At 54.4% G+C, this 19,533-nt stretch carries 16 protein-coding genes and 1 tRNA gene; 9 read left to right on the top strand and 8 right to left on the bottom strand.

What is annotated here, in order from left to right:
• Together OKC28_RS10175 and tcdA are read left to right on the top strand one after the other, a co-directional pair.
• Positions 1 to 77: transfer RNA gene (locus tag OKC28_RS10175), tRNA-Asp, on the top strand.
• 169 nt (positions 78 to 246) lie between these two features.
• On the top strand, positions 247 to 1,083 hold the full coding sequence (gene tcdA / locus OKC28_RS10170) for a tRNA cyclic N6-threonylcarbamoyladenosine(37) synthase TcdA (RefSeq protein WP_256686491.1): 837 nt from the start codon (positions 247 to 249) through the stop codon (positions 1,081 to 1,083).
• Between the two features lie 21 nt (positions 1,084 to 1,104).
• Here tcdA and OKC28_RS10165 read toward each other — a convergent pair whose 3' ends face one another.
• Complete coding sequence (locus OKC28_RS10165; protein ID WP_256686493.1) at positions 1,105 to 1,539, bottom strand: SufE family protein; 435 nt, start codon at positions 1,537 to 1,539, stop codon at positions 1,105 to 1,107.
• Positions 1,540 to 1,552: 13 nt separating this feature from the next.
• Positions 1,553 to 2,773, bottom strand: coding sequence for an aminotransferase class V-fold PLP-dependent enzyme (locus OKC28_RS10160; protein ID WP_256686494.1), 1,221 nt, complete (start codon positions 2,771 to 2,773; stop codon positions 1,553 to 1,555).
• Positions 2,774 to 2,939: 166 nt separating this feature from the next.
• On the opposite strand from OKC28_RS10160, the gene rep reads away from it, so the two are divergent.
• Positions 2,940 to 4,952, top strand: coding sequence for a DNA helicase Rep (rep, locus tag OKC28_RS10155; RefSeq protein ID WP_005318142.1), 2,013 nt, complete (start codon positions 2,940 to 2,942; stop codon positions 4,950 to 4,952).
• 10 nt (positions 4,953 to 4,962) lie between these two features.
• Here the strand turns inward: rep and OKC28_RS10150 are convergent, their stop codons facing one another.
• From OKC28_RS10150 to OKC28_RS10130, 5 genes are all read right to left on the bottom strand, one after another.
• Positions 4,963 to 7,248: a putative bifunctional diguanylate cyclase/phosphodiesterase gene (locus OKC28_RS10150; protein ID WP_059113835.1), complete on the bottom strand. Its 2,286-nt coding sequence runs from the start codon at positions 7,246 to 7,248 to the stop codon at positions 4,963 to 4,965.
• An 84-nt stretch (positions 7,249 to 7,332) separates the two neighbouring features.
• The gene (locus tag OKC28_RS10145; RefSeq protein ID WP_005318144.1) at positions 7,333 to 7,788 is read right to left on the bottom strand and encodes a c-type cytochrome; all 456 of its coding nucleotides are present in this window, start codon (positions 7,786 to 7,788) and stop codon (positions 7,333 to 7,335) included.
• A gap of 197 nt (positions 7,789 to 7,985) precedes the next feature.
• A complete protein-coding gene (gene tdh, locus OKC28_RS10140; RefSeq protein WP_256686496.1) occupies positions 7,986 to 9,014 on the bottom strand; it encodes an L-threonine 3-dehydrogenase in 1,029 nt (342 codons plus the stop codon).
• Positions 9,015 to 9,082: 68 nt separating this feature from the next.
• Positions 9,083 to 10,273 (bottom strand): glycine C-acetyltransferase, encoded by a 1,191-nt coding sequence (locus tag OKC28_RS10135; protein ID WP_256686497.1) that lies wholly within the window; start codon positions 10,271 to 10,273, stop codon positions 9,083 to 9,085.
• Between the two features lie 115 nt (positions 10,274 to 10,388).
• On the bottom strand, positions 10,389 to 11,033 hold the full coding sequence (locus OKC28_RS10130) for a TetR/AcrR family transcriptional regulator (RefSeq protein ID WP_005318149.1): 645 nt from the start codon (positions 11,031 to 11,033) through the stop codon (positions 10,389 to 10,391).
• Positions 11,034 to 11,179: 146 nt separating this feature from the next.
• On the opposite strand from OKC28_RS10130, the gene rfaD reads away from it, so the two are divergent.
• From rfaD to OKC28_RS10100, 6 genes are all read left to right on the top strand, one after another.
• Positions 11,180 to 12,139: an ADP-glyceromanno-heptose 6-epimerase gene (rfaD, locus tag OKC28_RS10125; RefSeq protein WP_270689088.1), complete on the top strand. Its 960-nt coding sequence runs from the start codon at positions 11,180 to 11,182 to the stop codon at positions 12,137 to 12,139.
• Positions 12,140 to 12,224: 85 nt separating this feature from the next.
• Entirely contained in the window at positions 12,225 to 13,346 is a 1,122-nt protein-coding gene (locus tag OKC28_RS10120; protein WP_270689086.1) for a glycosyltransferase, read from the top strand.
• A 90-nt stretch (positions 13,347 to 13,436) separates the two neighbouring features.
• Positions 13,437 to 15,197, top strand: coding sequence for a polysaccharide deacetylase family protein (locus OKC28_RS10115; RefSeq protein ID WP_256686499.1), 1,761 nt, complete (start codon positions 13,437 to 13,439; stop codon positions 15,195 to 15,197).
• Between the two features lie 6 nt (positions 15,198 to 15,203).
• A complete protein-coding gene (locus tag OKC28_RS10110) occupies positions 15,204 to 16,415 on the top strand; it encodes an O-antigen ligase family protein (RefSeq protein ID WP_270689084.1) in 1,212 nt (403 codons plus the stop codon).
• Entirely contained in the window at positions 16,412 to 17,095 is a 684-nt protein-coding gene (locus tag OKC28_RS10105) for a glycosyltransferase family 25 protein (protein WP_256686503.1), read from the top strand. The genes OKC28_RS10110 and OKC28_RS10105 overlap by 4 nt, the downstream gene beginning before the upstream one ends.
• Positions 17,092 to 18,144 (top strand): glycosyltransferase family 9 protein, encoded by a 1,053-nt coding sequence (locus OKC28_RS10100; RefSeq protein WP_256686505.1) that lies wholly within the window; start codon positions 17,092 to 17,094, stop codon positions 18,142 to 18,144. The genes OKC28_RS10105 and OKC28_RS10100 overlap by 4 nt, the downstream gene beginning before the upstream one ends.
• Here the strand turns inward: OKC28_RS10100 and OKC28_RS10095 are convergent.
• Entirely contained in the window at positions 18,119 to 19,183 is a 1,065-nt protein-coding gene (locus OKC28_RS10095; protein WP_256686507.1) for a glycosyltransferase family 9 protein, read from the bottom strand. The genes OKC28_RS10100 and OKC28_RS10095 overlap by 26 nt on opposite strands.
• Positions 19,184 to 19,533 lie beyond the last annotated feature (350 nt).

Raw genomic sequence — 19,533 nt, 5'->3', positions numbered from 1 at the left:
GGAGCGGTAGTTCAGTTGGTTAGAATACCGGCCTGTCACGCCGGGGGTCGCGGGTTCGAGTCCCGTCCGCTCCGCCAGTAAATTGAGAAGCCCAGTCGAAAGACTGGGCTTTTTTCATTTCCGAAACTGCAAAGTCAGCGGTCACCATTACCCACCTCCTCTTCCTTTCTCCACGCTGAGGCATCTTGATGTTCGCCGCTGGCTGTCGTTGCCGCTATAATGGCCGCCTTCAAGCAAGGTGGTGGTATGAAAGCAGAATATCTACAGCGATTCGGGGGCATTGCCCGTCTTTATGGTCAGAGTTCACTTGGTTCCTTCAGTCAGGCCAAGGTCTGTGTGGTAGGGATCGGCGGAGTTGGCTCCTGGGCAGCGGAGGCGTTGGCCCGTGCCGGGATCAACCAGATCACCCTGATCGACATGGATGACATCTGCATCACCAACACCAATCGTCAGATTCACGCCATGCAGGGCACTGTTGGCCGCCTCAAGACAGAAGTGATGGCCGAGCGCATTCGTGCTATCAACCCGGATTGCGAGGTGATCGAGGTGGATGACTTCGTCACCGCCGACAACCTGGCAGAGCATATCAAGCGGGAGTTTGACTATGTGGTGGATGCCATCGATTCGGTCAAGGCCAAGGTGGCGCTGATTGCCTTCTGCAAGCGCAACAAGATCCCGGTGATAGTAGCTGGCGGCGCAGGCGGGCAGATGGACCCGACCCAAATCACAGTGGCGGATCTGGCCAAGACAATCCAGGATCCGCTGGCGGCCAAGGTGCGCTCCGACTTGCGCCGGTTGCATAACTTCAGCAAGAATCCGGCGCGTAAATTCGGGGTGGAGTGTGTCTTCTCAACCGAGCAGTTGAGCTATCCCGATGGCAATGGCGGTACCTGTCAGGCCAAGGCGGCCAGCGATGGCAACATGAAGATGGATTGCGCCTCCGGCTTCGGCGCCGTGACGCCGGTGACAGCGACCTTCGGTCTGGTGGCCGCCTCCCGGGTATTGAAGAAGATTGCCGAGCGGGGCGCTCGCGCCGAGAAAGAGGCAGGGAATGAAGCCGTAGGGTCGATTAGCGAAGCCTAATCGACCACTGAGCAAGGTGGATTAGACTGCATGCTCCCGGATCGTCAGCACTATTGCCCTGAGCCCGTTACCCCGTGACGGGCTCAGGTGTTTCTCCAGCCCCAGTTCGGTGAAATAGGTCTCCATATCAAAGGTCTGAATGGCCTCTGCGGATTGGTGGTTGAGCGCCGCCAGTACGATGACGATGAGGCCGCGTACTATGCGGGCGTCGGAGTCGCAGGCAAAATGCCAACGGTCATTCTCTCCCTGCTCCCCTTTCAGCCAGGCCTGGCTTTCACACCCCTTGAGACGAAACTCCTCCTGCTGCCACTCGGCAGGGAGGACGGGTAGCAGCTTGCCGAGCTGGATGATGAGCCTGTACTGGTTTTCCCAGCCGTGGGCGGCCGCAAATTGTTGGCGGATGCCCTCGGCATTGGGTTCTAGGCCGATCTGGGTATAGGTTGCGAGGCTGTTCATGAGGTTGTCTGCCTTAGAAGAAGTCACTGAGTTTGCGCAGAGCCGCCAGCAGGGCATCCACGTCGTCTTGATTGTTGTAACAGGCCAGCGAGGCCCTCATAGTACCGCCGATGCCAAGGCTTTCCATCAGCGGCATGGCGCAGTGATGGCCGACCCGCAGCGCTATGCCCTGCATGTCGAGCAGGGTGGCGGCATCCTGGGGATGGATGTCATCCAGCAAGAAGGATACGGCGCCGGCGCGCTGGCCGGGTTCACCGACAAGACGCAGACCCGGTACCTGCCGCAGCCCTGCCACCAGATGGTCGGTGAGTACCTGCTCGTGGTGAACCAGGGCAACCCTGTCTTGTTGCATAAAAAAGTCGATGGCGGCAGCCAGGCCTATGGCACCGGCGATGTGCGGGGTACCTGCCTCGAACTTGAAGGGCAGGGCGTTGAAGGTGGTGCCGCTGAAACTGACCCTGTCGATCATCTCGCCGCCCGCTTGCCATGGCGGCATCCGTTCCAATAGCTCGGTGCGGCCCCACAACACGCCGATGCCGGTCGGGCCATAGAGCTTGTGGCCGGAGAAGGCGTAGAAGTCGCAGCCGATGGCTTGCACATCCACCTCGAGGTGAGCCACAGCCTGGGCACCATCGATCAGGGTCAGGGCGCCGACCGCCTTGGCCGCTGCCACTATCTGCACGGTCGGATTGACGGTACCGAGGGCGTTGGAGACATGGGCCACGCTCACCAGCCGGGTGCGCGGTCCCAGCATGGCTAGGTAGGCGGCCATATCCAGATCGCCCCGCTCATTGAGGGGAATGACCCGGACAACGGCGCCGGTTCGCTGGGCAATCAGCTGCCAGGGGACTATGTTGGCGTGGTGCTCCAGGGTGCTGAGTACGATTTCGTCCCCCGCTTTGAGCTCGCTCGTTCCCCAGCTTTGGGCCACCAGGTTGATTGCCTCGGTTGTGCCGCGGGTCCAGATCACCCCGCGACAGTGAGGCGCATTGATGAAGCGGGCGATCGTCTCGCGGGCAGCCTCGAAGGCCCGGGTGGCCCGCCCGCTCAGAGCATGGGCGGCGCGGTGAACGTTGGCGTTGTCGGCCCGATAGTAGTGCGCGATGGCATCCAGCACCGCTTGCGGCTTCTGGGTGGTGGCGGCATTGTCCAGGTAGATCAGAGGGTGGCCGTTGACCTGCTGCGCCAAGGCCGGAAACTGGCCGCGCAGTCGGGCGTGCTCTTGCTGATTCATGGTCCCCTCGTCATCGTCTGGAAAAGGCGGCCATGATCCTGAAAATGGCGTTCGAACACAAGACGCATGATGCTTGCCGACTGATGGTGTGTGGCGCAGCGATGCGGCTCGCCCGCTGATTTCTGTTACAATGCCGCCCCTCATCATAAGCCAAGAGATCCGGCCCATGAAGCTCAACCCCAATCAGAACGAAGCGGTCAAGTTTGTCTCCGGCCCTTGCCTGGTACTGGCGGGAGCCGGATCGGGCAAGACGCGCGTCATCACCAACAAGATCGCCTATCTGGTGCAACAGTGTGGCTATAACGCCCGCAACATAGCGGCCGTCACCTTCACCAACAAGGCGGCGCGGGAGATGAAGGAGCGTGTCGGCCAGACTCTGGGTCGCAAGGAGGCGCGGGGCCTCATGGTTTCCACCTTCCATACCCTAGGCCTTGATATCATACGCCGTGAGCACAAGAGCCTAAATCTCAAGGCGAACTTCTCCCTGTTCGATGACACCGACCAGCTGGCGCTGCTCAAGGAGCTGACCGAGGCTGAGCTGGATAACGACAAGGACAAGCTGTCGGCCCTCATCAGCCAGATCTCCAACTGGAAGAACGACCTCATACTGCCGGCGCGTGCCATGCGTATCGCCCAAGGGCCGGAAGAGGTGCTGATGGCCCAGCTCTACGAGCGCTATCACCGCCAGATGGTGGCCTACAACGCGCTCGACTTCGATGACCTTATCGTGATGCCGACCCTGCTGCTGAAAAGCAACGAGGAGGTGCGCACCCGCTGGCAAAACAAGATCCGCTACCTGCTGGTCGACGAGTATCAGGACACCAACACCAGCCAGTACGAGCTGGTGAAGCAGATAGTCGGCGAGCGGGCCCGCTTTACCGTGGTTGGGGACGATGACCAGTCCATCTACTCCTGGCGCGGTGCCAAGCCGCAAAATCTGGTGCTGCTCAACGAAGACTTTCCGAGCCTCAAGCTCATCAAGCTGGAGCAGAATTACCGCTCCAAGGGGCGCATTCTGAAATGCGCCAACATACTGATCGCCAATAACCCTCATGTGTTCGACAAGGCGCTCTTCTCCGAGCTCGATTACGGGGTGCCGGTCAAAGTGTTGTTTGCCAAGAACGAGGAGCACGAGGCTGAGCGGATCGCCGCCGAGCTGATGGGGCACAAGTTCATGAACCGCACCCGGTTCAAGGATTACGCCATCCTCTATCGTGGCAACCATCAGTCGCGCATCTTCGAGAAGGCGCTGATGACCAACCGCATCCCCTATCGTATCTCGGGCGGTACCTCTTTCTTCTCCCGTACCGAGATCAAGGACATCATGGCTTATCTCAAGCTGCTGGTGAATCCGGACGAGGACACCGCCTTCCTGCGGGTGGTCAATCTGCCACGGCGGGAGATAGGTCCCACCACGCTCGAAAAACTGGGTCAGTATGCCAACCAGCGTGGCAAGAGCCTGTTTGCCGCCAGCTTTGAGCTGGGGCTGGAACAGTCCCTTTCCGGCCGTGGCTTGAGTGCACTACAAGCATTTACCAACTGGCTGGTGCGATTAGGCGAGCAGGCGCAGCGGGGCAACCCGGTTGAGGCGGTGCGGGACATGATCAAGGAGATCCACTACGAGGAGTGGCTCTACGAGACTTCCCCCAGCCCGAAGGCGGCTGAGATGCGAATGCAGAACGTATCGACCCTCTATCGCTGGATCACCGAAATGCTGGAAGGGGATGAGCTGGAAGAGTCGATGACGCTCGCTCAGGTGGTCACCCGCCTTACCTTGCGCGACATGATGGAGCGCAACGAAGGAGAAGATGACGCCGATCAGGTGCAGCTGATGACACTGCACGCCTCCAAGGGGCTGGAGTTCCCTTATGTATTCATGGTGGGGATGGAAGAGGGCCTGTTGCCCCATCAGACCAGCATCGATGAAGACAACGTGGAGGAAGAGCGGCGCCTCGCCTACGTGGGCATTACCCGTGCCCAGACCGAGCTCACCTTCACCCTCTGCAAGGAGCGGCGCCAGTATGGAGAGTCGGTAAGGCCCGAGCCGAGCCGCTTTCTGCTGGAGCTGCCCCAGGACGATCTTGAGTGGGAAAATCAGAAGAAGGTGACGGCCGAGGAGCGCCAGCAGAAAGGGCAGGTTGGCGTCGCCAACCTGCGAGCGCTGTTCAAGAAGGATTGAGCCGACACGGCTAGCCGCGTTCACCCTTGGTCTGGCTGAGCAAGGGGGTGATATCTGCCCCCGGCATGGGTGGTGAAATGTAGCGTCCTTGTCCCATCAGGCAGCCCATGTCGATCAGCTTCTGCAGTTGCTGCTGGTTCTCGATCCCTTCGACTACCAGAGTGAAATCCAGATCCTGGCAGATGTCCCGCATGGCGCGGATCAGCGCCAGATCCTTGGGGGATTGCAGCATGCGATGGGTGAAGCTGTCATCCACCTTGATGTAGTCCACCGGGAAGTGGAACAGGGCGTTGAGGGAGGAGAAGCCGGTGCCAAAATCATCCAGACTGATCTGAATGCCTTTGGCCCTCAGCTCATGCAAAGAGGTGAGGGCATCGGAATCCTGCCGCGACAGCTCTCGTTCATTGAATTCGAAAATCAGGTAACCCGGTGCTATCCCCTCGCTCTCAATAATGTCGACCAGTCGCATGATCTGGTCGTGGTTGACCAGATGCTTGCCGGAGAGATTGATCGCAACCTTGAACTTGCTCTGGCCCGACATGGGCAGCCAGTTTTTCAACTGTTGGCAGGTGTGGCGCAGTATCTGGTAATCCAGTTCCTGAATAAGGCCGCACTGCTCCGCCAACGGGATGAAGTCGAAGGCATCCTTGAGTACACCCTCCTCCGTGATCCAGCGAGCCATCACCTCCAGCCCTGTCAGGCGGCTGTCCTTGAGCCGGATCACTGGCTGGAAATAAGGCACTATGCGCCCCTCTCGCAGGGCTCTGGCCAGCATCTCCTCCGGTGAGGTCCAGGTCTGGGCCGAGCACTCTTCCGAATAGCTGACGATGCGGCTGCGACCGTTGCGTTTGGCCTGATACATGGCCAGGTCGGCCTGATGCAGCAGTTGACTGATATCTGAAGTCTGCTCCGACACACTGGCCACCCCCAGGCTGACCGTGATGCTCAGCTCATTGCCTTGCAGCCGGAATGGATAGGAGAGGCGGCTGATGACGCGGTTGAGAACAGGGCTGATATCCTCCTCGTCCTTGCTGTTGTCCAAGTAGATGACAAATTCGTCCCCTCCCAGTCTGGCCACCATGTCGTTTTGTCTGATGCAGGTTTGCAGACGGCGACTCATCTCTTTGAGCAACTGATCGCCAGCGCTATGGCCCAAGGTGTCATTGACCTGCTTGAAGTGATCCACATCGACGAAGATGAGTGCAAACCCCGGCGTCTTGTAGCGGTGGAAGTGGGTCATGGCATGATTGAGGTGATTCATCAGCAGCGCCCGATTCGGCAACTGGGTCAGCGGATCGTGCAAGGCATCGAATTGCAGCCTGCGCTCGAGCTCCTGGTGTTGCTTGAGTTGCTTCTGCAATCTGAGATTGGTCTGCCGCAGCTGTTGCAGGCGCTGGTTGATGGAGTCTTCCGAGTTGATGTCGTGCAGCTGCTGCCGGATCCGCCTCAGCTCCAGCAACAGGGTCAGCTGGCTGCGCAGAAAGTCGAGGAACAACCGGTTATCTGTCTCCAGCGGCTGCTGAGTACTGATAAGGAAGTGGGCAAAGTATTGCTGCTGCAGGCGCAAGGGCTGGCTGTACCAGTGCAACTGCTCTTTGTGCTGTTCCATGTTGTTGGTGCTGTGGCACAGGCTGGTGATGAACTCATCGCTATGCGGTGGCTGCTCGGGATATATTTTTTCCAGCCGATGGCTGTCTATTCGGACCAGCAACATGTCCTGAATGGCCAGTATCTGGCGTAGCACAGCTTCCAGCTGGGAGAACAGTGCCTGGCTGGGCAGGGTATTGGCCAGGCGGATAATGCGATTGATGCTCTCAATCTTTTTTTGCCAGTCAGGATCCTTGCGGATAAGGGGGGAGGCCAGTTCCGATAGCTGGGAGCCTGCCTGGGTTTCATTCAGCCGCTTGGCGAGACATTCCAGCAACAGGCGCAGTGTGGGCAGATCCTTGGGCTGACAGCAGGCCAGTAACCACTGTATCTGACCGTGCTCGACCGGCAGTATGCACCAGCCTTTCGCCTCATCGAGCTGGTCAAGCTGATCAGAGATCCGCGACTCCTCCAGCCCCAGCTGCAGTTTGAAACGGTCAGAAATCTGATGCTCGCAGACCCAGTGCAGCCCCGCTTCCGATAAGCCCAATATGCCAAAATGTTGCAGAGGACAGAGCTGGTTCAGCTGCTGGATCAGAGTGTCATACTCTTTAGGGGTGGCCTCGGAGGGTGCTGGGAAGTCCATAATAGAGGAGACCAACGCCAACAAGGGAGTCGAGTAATGCGGTGCTGTGGGTTGGGCTGACATAGAAACTCCCGGTTTGCCTACCTTACAAAGAGTAGTCGGAAGTAAACAGATTGAAAGGGCCGCAATTGCGGCCCTTTCAATCACTTAGAGGTTGTCAGTCATGTAGTGAATGGCGTTTTCGATCTCTTCATCGCTACAGGTGACGCAAGTCCCTCGTGCTGGCATCACACCGCTCTTGCCGGTGAAGCCTTCAATTGCATGTTTCTTTAATATATCAATGCCTTGGGCTATGCGTGGCTCCCACACAGCCTTGTCGCCGCGTTTGGGGGCACCGGCAATACCCATGTCATGACAGGCAAAGCACGCCCCTTTGTAGACGGCCTCGCCATCACGTGGGCCGGATGGTGCTGCCGCCACAGGAGCTGCGCCTGCAGTCGCAATCCCTTCCAGTTCCTTGGCGGTATAGACCTGACCGACGGGCTTGATCCGCTCGGCAATCGCGTCCGGTGACATCTCATCGGCAGCAAGTACAACGCCGGACAAACTGGCAGCCGTCATTCCGACAGCCAGCAAATAGCTCAGTTTTTTCAACACGCTCATGTACTCCCAGCAGGCTTTTATTATCCCTAGAAAACGGCTGGATTATAACCGAATAGTTACAGCCATTTAAACGCTTGTGTGTGAAGTGTTAAGCACTCTGCGTGCAAAGTTTCTTCGTCAGATCACAAACTGGTGAGGATGCATGATAAAAAAACCCGGTATTCACCGGGTTTCATGAAAGAGGGCGACCCAAGGGCTTATTTGTCCCAGCTGAGGATCACCTTGCCGGACTTGCCGGACCCCATGGCTTCGAAGCCTTGCTGGAAGTCATCGATATGGAAATGATGGGTGATGATGGGAGTGAGATCCAGGCCTGACTGGATCAGGCTGGCCATCTTGTACCAAGTCTCGAACATCTCGCGGCCGTAGATCCCTTTGATAAACAGTCCCTTGAAGATCACCTTGTTCCAGTCTATGGCCATGGTGGAGGGGGGGATGCCGAGCATGGCAATTTTGCCGCCGTGGTTCATCCTGTCGATCATGTCCTGGAAGGCCGAGGGCACACCGGACATCTCCAGCCCCACGTCGAAGCCTTCAGTCATGCCGAGTTCGCTCATCACGTCAGCAAGGTTCTCTTTGCTGACGTTGACGGCGCGGGTGGCACCCATCTTGCGAGCCAGCTCCAGCCGATATTCGTTGACGTCCGTGATCACCACATGACGGGCTCCCACGTGGCGACAGACAGCTGCAGCCATGATGCCAATGGGGCCTGCACCTGTGATGAGCACGTCTTCGCCCACCAGGTCGAAGGAGAGCGCAGTGTGCACGGCGTTGCCGAACGGGTCGAAAATGGCGGCCAGTTCATCGGGAATGTTGTCAGGCAGCTTGAAAGCGTTGAAGGCCGGGATCACCAGATATTCGGCGAAGGAACCCGGGCGGTTGACGCCGACCCCTATGGTGTTGCGGCACAGGTGGGTGCGGCCGGCCCGGCAGTTGCGGCAGTGGCCACAGGTAATGTGGCCCTCGCCGGAGACCCGATCCCCCACGGCGAAGCCACGCACTTCCTGGCCGACGGCGACCACTTCGCCCACGTATTCATGACCGACCACCATGGGCACGGGGATGGTCTTTTGGGCCCATTCGTCCCAGTTGTAGATGTGCATGTCGGTGCCACAGATGGCGGTCTTGCGGATCTTGATCAGCAGATCGTTGTGGCCGAGCTCGGGTGCCGGGACATCCGTCATCCAGATGCCGACTTCGGCTTTGAGTTTGGAGAGTGCTTTCATGGTTGTTCCTTCATGCCAGTCAATCACGATGAATGCAGAAAAAAGGGGCTGCAGCCCCTTGGTTCAAATCAGATGACACCGAGTTCGCGGCCGATGCCGATGAAGGCATCGATCGCCTTGTCCAGCTGTTCACGGGTATGAGCGGCGGACATCTGGGTGCGAATGCGGGCCTGGCCCTTGGGGACGACCGGGAAGGAGAAACCCACCACGTAGATGCCGGCGGCCAGCATGCGGCTCGCCATTTCGGAGGCCAGCTTGGCATCCCCCAGCATCACAGGGATGATGGCGTGATCGGCACCTGCCAGGGTGAAGCCGGCAGCGCTCATCCGCTCGCGGAAGTAACGGCTGTTCTCTTTCAGGCGGGCGCGCAGCTCGTGACCGTCGGCCAGCATGTCGATCACCTTGATGGTGGCCGAGACGATGGAGGGGGCCAGCGAGTTGGAGAAAAGGTAGGGACGGGAGCGTTGACGCAGCCAGTCGATCACCTCTTTCTTGCCTGAGGTGTAGCCACCGGAGGCGCCTCCCAGTGCCTTGCCCAGGGTGCCGGTAATGATGTCGACTCTGTCCAGCACACCGCAGTATTCGTGGGTGCCGCGACCGTTGTCGCCAATGAATCCGACTGCGTGGGAATCATCCACCATCACCAGGGCATCGTACTTGTCGGCCAGATCGCAGATGGATTTCAGATCGGCGATGACCCCATCCATGGAGAAGACGCCGTCGGTGGCGATCAACTTGAAACGGGCACCATCGGCGTTGGCCTGTTTGAGCTGGGCTTCCAGCTCGGCCATGTCGTTGTTGGCATAGCGATAACGCCTGGCCTTGCACAGCCGCACGCCGTCTATGATGGAGGCGTGGTTGAGGGCATCGGAAATGATGGCGTCTTCGGCACCGAACAGGGTTTCGAACAGGCCGCCGTTGGCATCGAAGCAGGAGGAGTAGAGGATGGTATCCTCGGTGCCGAGGAAGGCAGAGAGCTTCTGTTCCAGCACCTTGTGGTTGTCCTGGGTACCGCAGATGAAGCGCACCGAGGCCATGCCGAAGCCGTGGCTATCGAGCCCCTGATGGGCTGCTTCAATAAGGTCCTTGTGGTTGGCCAGTCCCAGATAGTTGTTGGCACAGAAGTTCAGTACCTGCTCACCGCCCACCGCAATCTGGGCCTGTTGGGCCGAGGTGATGATGCGCTCCTGCTTGTACAATCCTTCAGCCTGTACTTGGCCAAGTTGCTCGGTCAGGTGACGATAGAATCCGTTAGACATCCTCGATCCTTATTGGCTATTGCAGCTGTTTATCAACAATGGGCAGTATTTTACTGCAATCTGTTGCGGTGAATTCAAATGATTGTGCTGACATTCAACAATTGTGAAACAGATCTCACCCTGCTGGTTGGGCCAGTTGACTGTAATGCTGCTCCAGCTGACGGATCTGCCCGGCCACCTGGGGCTGGATATAGGGACGCAGCAGGAACAGCACCCGTAATACCCCCTGGTAGAGCAGTGGCTTGGTGATGCGGGTATGGGGGGCCTGGGCAATCTGGAACGGGATCCAGCAGGTCACCACCATCTTGATGGTCTGGCCAAGGTCGGGCAGGTCCTCGTCGTTGACATCTATGATACCCCCTTCGCGCAGGCTCCTGAGCAGGGCGACCACGGAGGAGCGCAACTGCTCCTGGGCCTTGAGATACTTCTGCTGCAATGGCTCATCGCGACTGAGGATGTCCGGTAAATTTGCGTAGAAAAAACGGAACTGCCACATCAGATAAAAGATGGCATCCAGGTAGCCCATCAGGTTTTCCAGCTTGATCTCGTTGCTGCGCGCCGGGGTAAAGCTCTCGCTCAGGTGACGGGCATATTGATCAAAAATCGAGTGGATGATGTCTTCTTTATTCCTGAAATGGTAATAAAGGTTGCCTGGGCTGATGCCCAGATGGGCGGCAATGTGGTTGGTGGTGATGTTGCGTTCACCCTGATCGTTGAACAGCTCGGTGGCGCTGTGAATGATCCTGTCTCTGGTTTTCATCACTGTTCCCTCTGGCGGGCCCCTTGCATCAAGGTCGAATCCCCTTGCGGCCCGTGATAAACTTTTCGGCAATTTCAAATTGGCTCACTATACACAGCTTTAACAAGCAGTCACATGTGACCATCAACGTACGCGAGGCAAACTCCATGATCGTAGTAACTGGCGGTGCTGGCTTTATCGGCAGCAATCTGGTCAAGCAGCTGAACGCTCAAGGACGGACCGATATCGTGGTCATCGATGACCTGACCGACGGCACCAAGTTCGTCAATCTGGTCGACCTGACCATTGCCGATTACATGGATAAGGACGAGTTCCAGGCGCGGATCGTCTCCGGTGACGAATTTGAAGAGTGGGATGACGGCATCGAGGTGATCTTCCATGAAGGTGCCTGCTCCGCTACCACGGAGTGGAATGGCAAGTTCATCATGGAGGTCAACTACGAGTACTCCAAGGATCTGTTCCACTACTGTATCGAGCGGGAAATTCCGTTCATTTATGCCTCCTCCGCCGCGACCTACGGTGGCCGCAACGATAACTTCATCGAAGATCCCAAGTTCGAGCAGCCCCTCAACGTCTATGGCTACTCCAAGCAGCTGTTCGACCAGTACGTGCGCCGCTGGATGCCGGAGATCAACTCCCAGGTCGTGGGTCTGAAGTATTTCAACGTCTACGGTCCGCGCGAGCAGCACAAGGGCTCCATGGCTTCCGTTGCCTTCCACCTCAATACCCAGGTGAAGCAGGGTGACAATCCCAAGCTGTTCGAGGGCTGTGACGGTTTCCCGGATGGTGGCCAGATGCGTGATTTCATCTATGTGGACGATGTCTGCAAGATTAACCTCTGGTTCTGGCAGAACCCGCAGCACTCCGGCATCTTCAACTGCGGCACCGGCCGTGCCGAGCCTTTCCAGAACGTGGCCGAGGCCGTGATCAAGCATCACCAGCAGGGCGCCATCGAGTACATCCCTTTCCCGGATCATCTCAAGGGTCGCTATCAGAGCTTCACCCAGGCAGACCTGACCAGGCTGCGCGGTGTCGGTTATGACGGCGAGTTCAAGACAGTGGCCGAAGGCGTGGCCGATTACATGGCCTGGTTGAACCGGGCGTAAATCAGCCTTATGGAGTCCGGGCCGTCTCCTAAAGAGATGGTCCGTATTTTTAATATTAAAACCTCCAATTGAAGTGACTTTAAGTATGAAAAAGAAAGTGCTATTCCTGATGGAGACATTGGGAGGGGGAGGGGCTGAAAAGGTATTGGTTAATATTATCAATAGTCTTGATGATATCAAGTATGACATCACGTTGTTATTATTGAAACGTGAGGGAATGTATCTATCAAAAGTTCCACCTCATGTAAAAATAAAATACCTGCTAGATGCAGAGCCTACGGGGCTAGTCCGTAGAGGAATGATGTATTCGCTAAAGAAAAGATGGCTTAATGCAGTTCTATCAAAGCCATGGCTAGCCAACATGTCGTTCCCAGAGGAGTATGATGTCGGGGTTTCGTTTCTGGAGGGTGACAGCAGTTTGCTATTATCCCACCTGGATGGACCCAAGAAAAAAATAGCATGGGTACATATAGACCTGGAGAAACATCATACCCTGCCCAAAGAGATAGAGAAGGTCGTATATGAGAACATGGATCAAATAATCTGTGTTTCGGAAGGTTCCAAGCATTCAGTTTTGAGTCTTTACCCTGCTCTGAATGATATTACCTCAGTCATTTATAACCCGATAGATCTAAAAAAAATCATTGATGGTGGCGAACAGAAAATCAGAGTTGGTTCGGGTCTCAATGTATTGGCTGTTGGTCGCTTGCTCAATGATCAAAAGGCATTTGATGTTCTGTTGGATGCTCACAGAATAAACATATCTGCGGGATTGAATTATCACTTGACGATTCTTGGTGAAGGATCAGACAGGTCGACTCTGGAAGCCTATATCACAGAGCATCAACTGGGTGATAATACTAGTCTGCTTGGTTTCAAAGACAATCCTTATCCCTACATTGCAGGTTGTGACATATTTGTCATTTCTTCTCATTATGAGGGATATCCAGTTGTACTGGTTGAGGCGATGACGCTTGGTAAGCCCATTGTGTCAACCGATTGTACCGGACCCAAAGAGGCATTAAGTAATGGGGAGTTTGGTCATTTGGTACCCATTGCGAATGCACAAGCGTTAGCTGATGGTTTGAAAATGCTATTGGAGAATGATGCCATTCGTGAACGCTATGCTGAGTTGTCGAAGCAGCGATCTGAATTTTTCAGCTTCGAACGCAGCATGCAAGATATTGAGACACTATTAAATACCTAGTCATCGCCTCATCGGCATGATGAAATTCGTCTACCGCTCTCTCATGAAATGGTAGAGAGATGTATAGAATACGTTGTGGGTGGGAAAAATATGAACATATTGATGGCACTCTCCCAGCTTGAAGTGACGGGAGCTGAGGTCTATGCCACCACGGTCGGTAACGAACTGACCCGGCGTGGCCACAACGTTTTTTACGTTTCAGATACGCTGACCAAGCCTACCCTGGGGCCGGTGTTCAAGCTGCGTTTCAACAAGCGCAGCATACTGCGCCGTTTCTGGCATGTGTTTTACCTCATCTACCTCATCAAGAAGCACCATATTCAGTTGGTACACGCCCACTCCCGTGCATCTGGCTGGAGCAGCTATGTGGCCTGCAAACTGACCGGTACTCCTATGATCACCACGGTACATGGGCGTCAGCCGGTACACGCCTCTCGCAAGGCCTTCCATGCCCTTGGGTTTAGGGCTGTGGCTGTCTGTGAAGATATAGCCCACCAGATCATCGACAACCTGGGGGTGGATCCGGACATAGTGCAGGTACTGCGCAACGGTATCGAGACAGACAAGTTCCAGCCAGTGCCGGTGCCTGACAATGCCAGGCCGGTGATCGCCATCATAGGTCGCCTGAGCGGTCCCAAGGGCGAGCTCTGTTATCGCCTGCTGGATGAGGTGCTTGATCTGGACACTTGTCAGGTTCGTGTGGTGAGCGGCAGTCAGGTGCCCGAGCGTTTCTGTCGCTTTCAGAACCAGGTCGATTTTGTCGGCTATGTGGATGATGTGCCAGCCTTGCTGGCGGGTTGCGATCTAGTGATCGGGGCTGGTAGGGTCGCAATGGAGGCACTGCTGTGCGGGCGCCCTGCGTTTGCCATCGGCGAGGCCAAAGCGATTGGTCTGGTGACTGAACAGAACCTAGCGGAGGCGCTGGCCAGTAATTTTGGCGACATAGGCCCGCAGGATCTGGCTATCGACTTCGCTGCCTTGAAGGCGCAAATTCTGCCTGCGTTGGCCAGCCGGAGTGTGCCGGACGTTATTTGCCAGCGCATTCAGGCTGAGTATGGCTTGCAAGGGGTAGTATCCGGGCTGGAGTCTGTCTATCAGGATGCTGTAGTCGAGACCCTGCGCCGGGAGATGCCTGTCGTTATGTATCACCGCTTTATCGAGCATGACAGCGAGAAGGGGGTTCATGGTACCTGGATGCCGATTGCCATGTTTGAGAAGCATCTGCGCTTGCTGAAATGGTTGGGCTACGAGACGCTGACCTTCCGCGATCTGGCTGAGAGGGGCTTCATTCATCGCCTGGAATATGGCAAGAAGTACCTGATGATCACCGCCGATGACGGCTACCAGGACAACCTTACCCGCATGCTGCCATTGCTTGAAAAATACGGGTACAAAGCCGTGGTATATGTGGTGACGGGAGAGGAGCATAATCGTTGGGACGTGGAACACCCCACCAACCCGGATACCCAGATTTCCCTGATGAATGGGGAGCAGATAAAAGCACTGGTGGCCTCCGGCCATGTGGAGATTGGGGGCCATACCCTGACCCATCCACGGCTGAGCAAGCTCCCCCCCGAGCAACAAGCCCATGAAATAAGAGAAAATAAACGACAGTTGGAAGCATTGCTTGGCTATTCGCTGCTGTCGTTTGCTTACCCTTATGGGGACATGGATGATAGCGCCAAGGAGCAGGCACAGGCCGCTGGTTACCGCTTTGCCGTAGCCACCAACAGTGGTCCCAGAGCCATGCATCAGGATCCCTATCGGATCCGTCGCATCGCCATTTTCCCTCGTACCGATGTTTTTGGCCTGTGGCGGAAGATTCGGGGTAACTACGTATTCAGGAAATAATAATTGATGTCCATTAGAAGCCTTGAACTGCTCGACAAAGCTACGACAGCCTTGTTTGCGCTGGTGATTATGTTTTCATTTTGCGGCCTTTTTTTGGTGCCAGCCGGCCAGACAATTCTTTCCAATCTACTCGTCGTGGCATCCGTATTTGGTCTGCTAAATTACGTTTTTGGTAAAAAGCGAAACGTCGGGCTTGAGGACCGGCGTATTCTCTGGGTATTGGCAGCCTATGCAGCCATGATTTTTGTAAACCGGCTGATCCATGGTGATCAATATGGTGTGATGCGTGGTTTATTCTATGTTGTTGTGTTTGCGTTGCTGATACCACGCAAGCCAGCTCTGTTGACACTGGGCTATGCTGCGATTGTCACTGGGGGTATTGGCTTGGGTATTATGAGCCTCTGGCAATATCAGAGTGGTATTGTCAGAGTTGAAGGATTTACCAATGCCATTCTCTTTTCGCAGGCTGCATTGACACTGGCGATATTGAACTGGTTTGTGTTCCAGCAGAGACAACTGTTGAGCTGGATAAGGTATGGCGCCTTGGTCGCTTTGGTGGCGGCCCTGTTTGCTCTCTACCTGTCCCAGAGTCGTGGTGTCTGGCTGGCTCTCGGCGGTGTTATTGTTTATATCATCTGCTATAAGGGGTGTTTCAAGCCTTGGAAATACGCTGCGATTGCCGTGTTATGCACTGCTGCTCTGGGAGCAACGTATCATAGCAATCAGTTGATCCAGAAACGGGTAGCGGCTGCGGTGTCCGACATGCAGAAAATGGATAAAGGGTCGTATGATTCTTCATGGGGGCTTAGGGTCGTGGCATGGCAGAGTGCTTGGTTGGGGTTTGTTGATGCTCCCGTCTTTGGAGTGGGAACCCGCGGTTTTGATAGCTTGAAACAGGAACAGGCTGCAAAAAAACTAGTTTCTCCCCTTATTCTTCACTCTGCTCTGGCTCATGCTCATAATCAGTATATGCAGAATATGGTTATTCGCGGTAGCGTTGGTTTTTTTGCTCTAGCAGTCTTTTTATTTTATCCAATAGGATTGGCCATAAAGAATATGGGGTGGATGTCAGCGGGTGTTTTTATCCCGTTAACATTTGCTATCAATGGACTGAGTGACGTTCCATTTGAACATCAAAATGTATTGTATGTTTACGCATTAAGTCTAATATTTGTTTGGTATTCATCTGAAATAAAAGTAAATGAGAGCGCATTATGATTCCGATATTTGTCATTAGTCTTTCTCGAAGTCAAGATCGGCGAGCAATGCTTATTAAACAGATGAAGCATCTTGGCCTTGAATTTACATTTTTCGATGCAGTCGATGGTAAATCATTGAGTGATGCTGAGTTGCAGCATGTTGACTTTCCCCTTGCCCGTGAGACGTGTGGTCACGATCTCAGCATGGGCGAAGTAGGCTGTGCCATGAGTCATATCAGGTTGTATGAGATGATGGTGGAAAAAAACATAGAGCGTTGTGTGGTGCTGGAGGATGATATATATCTCCATATGCACTTCAACGCGATTATGGAGAGCGCCATTGCAAAGAGTCATTCTGAGATTATTTTCTTGTATCATGGCAAAGCTAAATGTTGGCCATGGATGAAGCCTTTGCCCGAGGGATATCGTCTTGCAAGATATCGCACCCCAAGTTGTAGCTCTAAACGTGGGATAATCTCTACGGCTGGTTATATATTGACATTATCTGGCGCTAAAAAATTATTAAGCAAGGCATATCCAATCAGAATGCCATCTGATTATCTGACCGGGCGGTTGCAATTGAATGGACTGACTGCATCCGGAGTTGAGCCAAGCTGCATGGATGTAGGATTGTTTGAGACAACGATCGATGATCGCAACTATGGTCCTCATCTGGCTAACCGAGAGGTCGAATCGTGATTGGTTATCTGCAGTTATTACGCGACCGGATTCGTCGGGCCTTGGGAATTCTTTTTTTTGACAAGAAGACTCCTCTTGGCTTGCAAGGAGACATAAGTCATATTTTAGTTATTCGTTGGGATGCCAAGATAGGCGATTCATTTGCCTCATCATTTTTCTTCCGAGAGCTGAAAAAGCTGCCTAATAAATTCATTACTGTTATTACCTCCCCCGCCTTGGCACCTTTGTATCGAGAGGAGTTCGGTGTTGACCATGTGATAGAAGTAACTAAAAGGCCAAGTTACAAAACTCTTTGCGATATAGCCTTGTCAATTCCTCATGTGGATTTGGCAATACATCTCACCGAAGGGATGAAGATGAAAGACTTATACTTTTTGTATAAGTTATCGCCAACCAATATCGCATCGCTGGATGATAATGTCGCACGGGTAAATATAAAGCTCTCTGATACGACCAAGGGCATGCTATTTCAAGAGAAATATACATATCTATTAAATATGTTAGGGTTAATGGATGTAGATACTACATATATCATCCCCGATGTTGCTAGAGACAAGGTTATATCTGGCTGCGACAATAGTATTGTCATCAATCCTTTTGGTAGTACGCGTTACAAGTCCATGTCACAAGGAAAGGTAACGGAATTGCTGACTGTTTTGGGTCAGTGTTTCCCCACTCGTCATTTTGCTCTACTTTCCTCACCGGCCACTCGTGAGGATGCACAGAAAATGATAAATGGTTGTGGTGCAAACAATGTGGCGCTACTGGAAGGGGTGAATACAATTGAGGATGCAATTTATTGCATTCGGGAAGCCAGCGTGGTCATTTCGGTCGATACTGCCATCGTTCATATCGCAGCCGGACTCAAAAAACCACTGATCTCTATTTACCCACTACATGGGAATGAGTTCAATCAATGGCTACCAAGTCCCTCACCCTTAACCAAGGTGATATTTAGCCACTCTCCAGGCATCAATGCAGATATGAACAATGTAGAAAGTCATGCAATATCTGACGCGCTTTCTATGTTGCTTTCAGTTGAGAAATAAGCGTGCTCAATCTGCCAGTTATCATCTCGGGAGTAATGAGGCGATAGAGTTGTTCATTCGTGCCATTTTTATTCAGTGCTGATAGCTGCTCAGTTTCTGCCCCCTTGGCATCGAAGATATCGATGGCTTGATAACGGGGGTGGTTGACCGGGTTAGCGATGATCTTGTCGCCGCCCGGGGCGACTATGGTCAGCAGGGGCAGGTCGATGGCCTGGGCCATGTGGCGCGGGCCTGTATCGTTGCCGACAAACAGCTGACAATGGGCGAACAGACCCACCAGTTCCCGCACCGAGCGGGTCCTGATGTGGTCAAATACGCTGGCCTGCAGCTCGGTTGACAGCAGCGGTTTGAGGCTGCGGTTGTACTCTTCTTCTCCCGGCCCGCAGTAGATCAGGATCTGGGCGTTGTGCTGTTCGATGAGCCATTGGGCAACCTGGGCGAAGCAGTCGATGGGCCAGCGCTTGTAGTGCCCCAGCGAGTTGACCCCCATGGCGATCAAGAGTCGCGCAGGGTCGACGCCGGCCGCCTGCAAGGTTTCCCGTCCCTGCTGTTTCTCCTCTTCGCTCAGCCAGAGATGGTAATTGCGATCTTCTTTGGCCAGTTTGAGCGGCTTTAGCAGCGAGAACCTGTCGTCGATCAGGGTACTGTTGCCTTGGAATTCGGTGTCTTTGCGAAAGCGCACTATGCGGTTGTGGCCGAGTCGCCAGGGGAAGGAGTCAAATCCTATCCGCAATCTGGCGCCGGAAAATAGGCAAGTCAGCAGGCCGATCATCTGGCCCTGGCTGTTGACCACCACGTCATAGTTTTCGCGGCGGATATCCAGCAGCAGGTCCTTCATGTAACGCCAGTCGTTGCGCTTGGCTTTCTCGATGACGATGAGTCGATCGATATTGGGATTGCCCTGCGCCATACCCGCGCAATAATCCATGACCAGATAGTGAACCTCGCCGTTTGGGTCATTCTGCTTGAGGTTGTTGCACAGCGCGGTGGAGATCAGTACATCCCCTATCTGTTTGGTTTGAACTACAAGGTATTTCATAAGGCAGGCCTCAATAGAGGTCGTTGTTGATCATCAGCGTGCCAGCATACCGCACAAGCGAGTCAGATGCTGTCGGCGCTGAGTGAAAATCTGATCTGGCTCAAGCCAAGGGTAGTGTGGTGCAGGCCTAGAGCAGAAGCCCGTCGTTGACGGGCTTCTTGCATCCATCACTCTATGTTCTGGGTCTGATTACATGATGGATTGTAAATAACTATAAAAATCATATGTATGATGTGATTTGTCTTATTTTTTTAGAAAAAACTACCCAAACAATGGTTATAGCCCCCTGTTTATCCTGAACCATCCCCACGCTGGCCAGGTAGAGGTGGGAAAAGTGGGAAACAGGAAAA

Origin of the sequence: Aeromonas sp. D3, assembly GCF_027705025.1 — a bacterium.
Taxonomy (GTDB): domain Bacteria; phylum Pseudomonadota; class Gammaproteobacteria; order Enterobacterales; family Aeromonadaceae; genus Aeromonas; species Aeromonas salmonicida.
This window is presented reverse-complemented; position numbering and strand designations above follow the sequence as displayed.

Excerpts from the sequence above, each read along its gene's own strand:
- OKC28_RS10095 (WP_256686507.1), bottom strand. The coding sequence starts at position 19,183 with ATGAAATACCTTGTAGTTCAAACCAAACAGATAGGGGATGTACTGATC.
- OKC28_RS10165 (WP_256686493.1), bottom strand. The coding sequence starts at position 1,539 with ATGAACAGCCTCGCAACCTATACCCAGATCGGCCTAGAACCCAATGCC.
- OKC28_RS10105 (WP_256686503.1), top strand. The coding sequence starts at position 16,412 with ATGATTCCGATATTTGTCATTAGTCTTTCTCGAAGTCAAGATCGGCGA.
- OKC28_RS10150 (WP_059113835.1), bottom strand. The coding sequence starts at position 7,248 with ATGTCAGCCCAACCCACAGCACCGCATTACTCGACTCCCTTGTTGGCG.
- OKC28_RS10115 (WP_256686499.1), top strand. The coding sequence starts at position 13,437 with ATGAACATATTGATGGCACTCTCCCAGCTTGAAGTGACGGGAGCTGAG.
- tdh (WP_256686496.1), bottom strand. The coding sequence starts at position 9,014 with ATGAAAGCACTCTCCAAACTCAAAGCCGAAGTCGGCATCTGGATGACG.
- rfaD (WP_270689088.1), top strand. The coding sequence starts at position 11,180 with ATGATCGTAGTAACTGGCGGTGCTGGCTTTATCGGCAGCAATCTGGTC.
- OKC28_RS10120 (WP_270689086.1), top strand. The coding sequence starts at position 12,225 with ATGAAAAAGAAAGTGCTATTCCTGATGGAGACATTGGGAGGGGGAGGG.
- rep (WP_005318142.1), top strand. The coding sequence starts at position 2,940 with ATGAAGCTCAACCCCAATCAGAACGAAGCGGTCAAGTTTGTCTCCGGC.
- OKC28_RS10110 (WP_270689084.1), top strand. The coding sequence starts at position 15,204 with ATGTCCATTAGAAGCCTTGAACTGCTCGACAAAGCTACGACAGCCTTG.
- OKC28_RS10135 (WP_256686497.1), bottom strand. The coding sequence starts at position 10,273 with ATGTCTAACGGATTCTATCGTCACCTGACCGAGCAACTTGGCCAAGTA.
- OKC28_RS10160 (WP_256686494.1), bottom strand. The coding sequence starts at position 2,773 with ATGAATCAGCAAGAGCACGCCCGACTGCGCGGCCAGTTTCCGGCCTTG.
- OKC28_RS10130 (WP_005318149.1), bottom strand. The coding sequence starts at position 11,033 with ATGAAAACCAGAGACAGGATCATTCACAGCGCCACCGAGCTGTTCAAC.
- OKC28_RS10145 (WP_005318144.1), bottom strand. The coding sequence starts at position 7,788 with ATGAGCGTGTTGAAAAAACTGAGCTATTTGCTGGCTGTCGGAATGACG.
- tcdA (WP_256686491.1), top strand. The coding sequence starts at position 247 with ATGAAAGCAGAATATCTACAGCGATTCGGGGGCATTGCCCGTCTTTAT.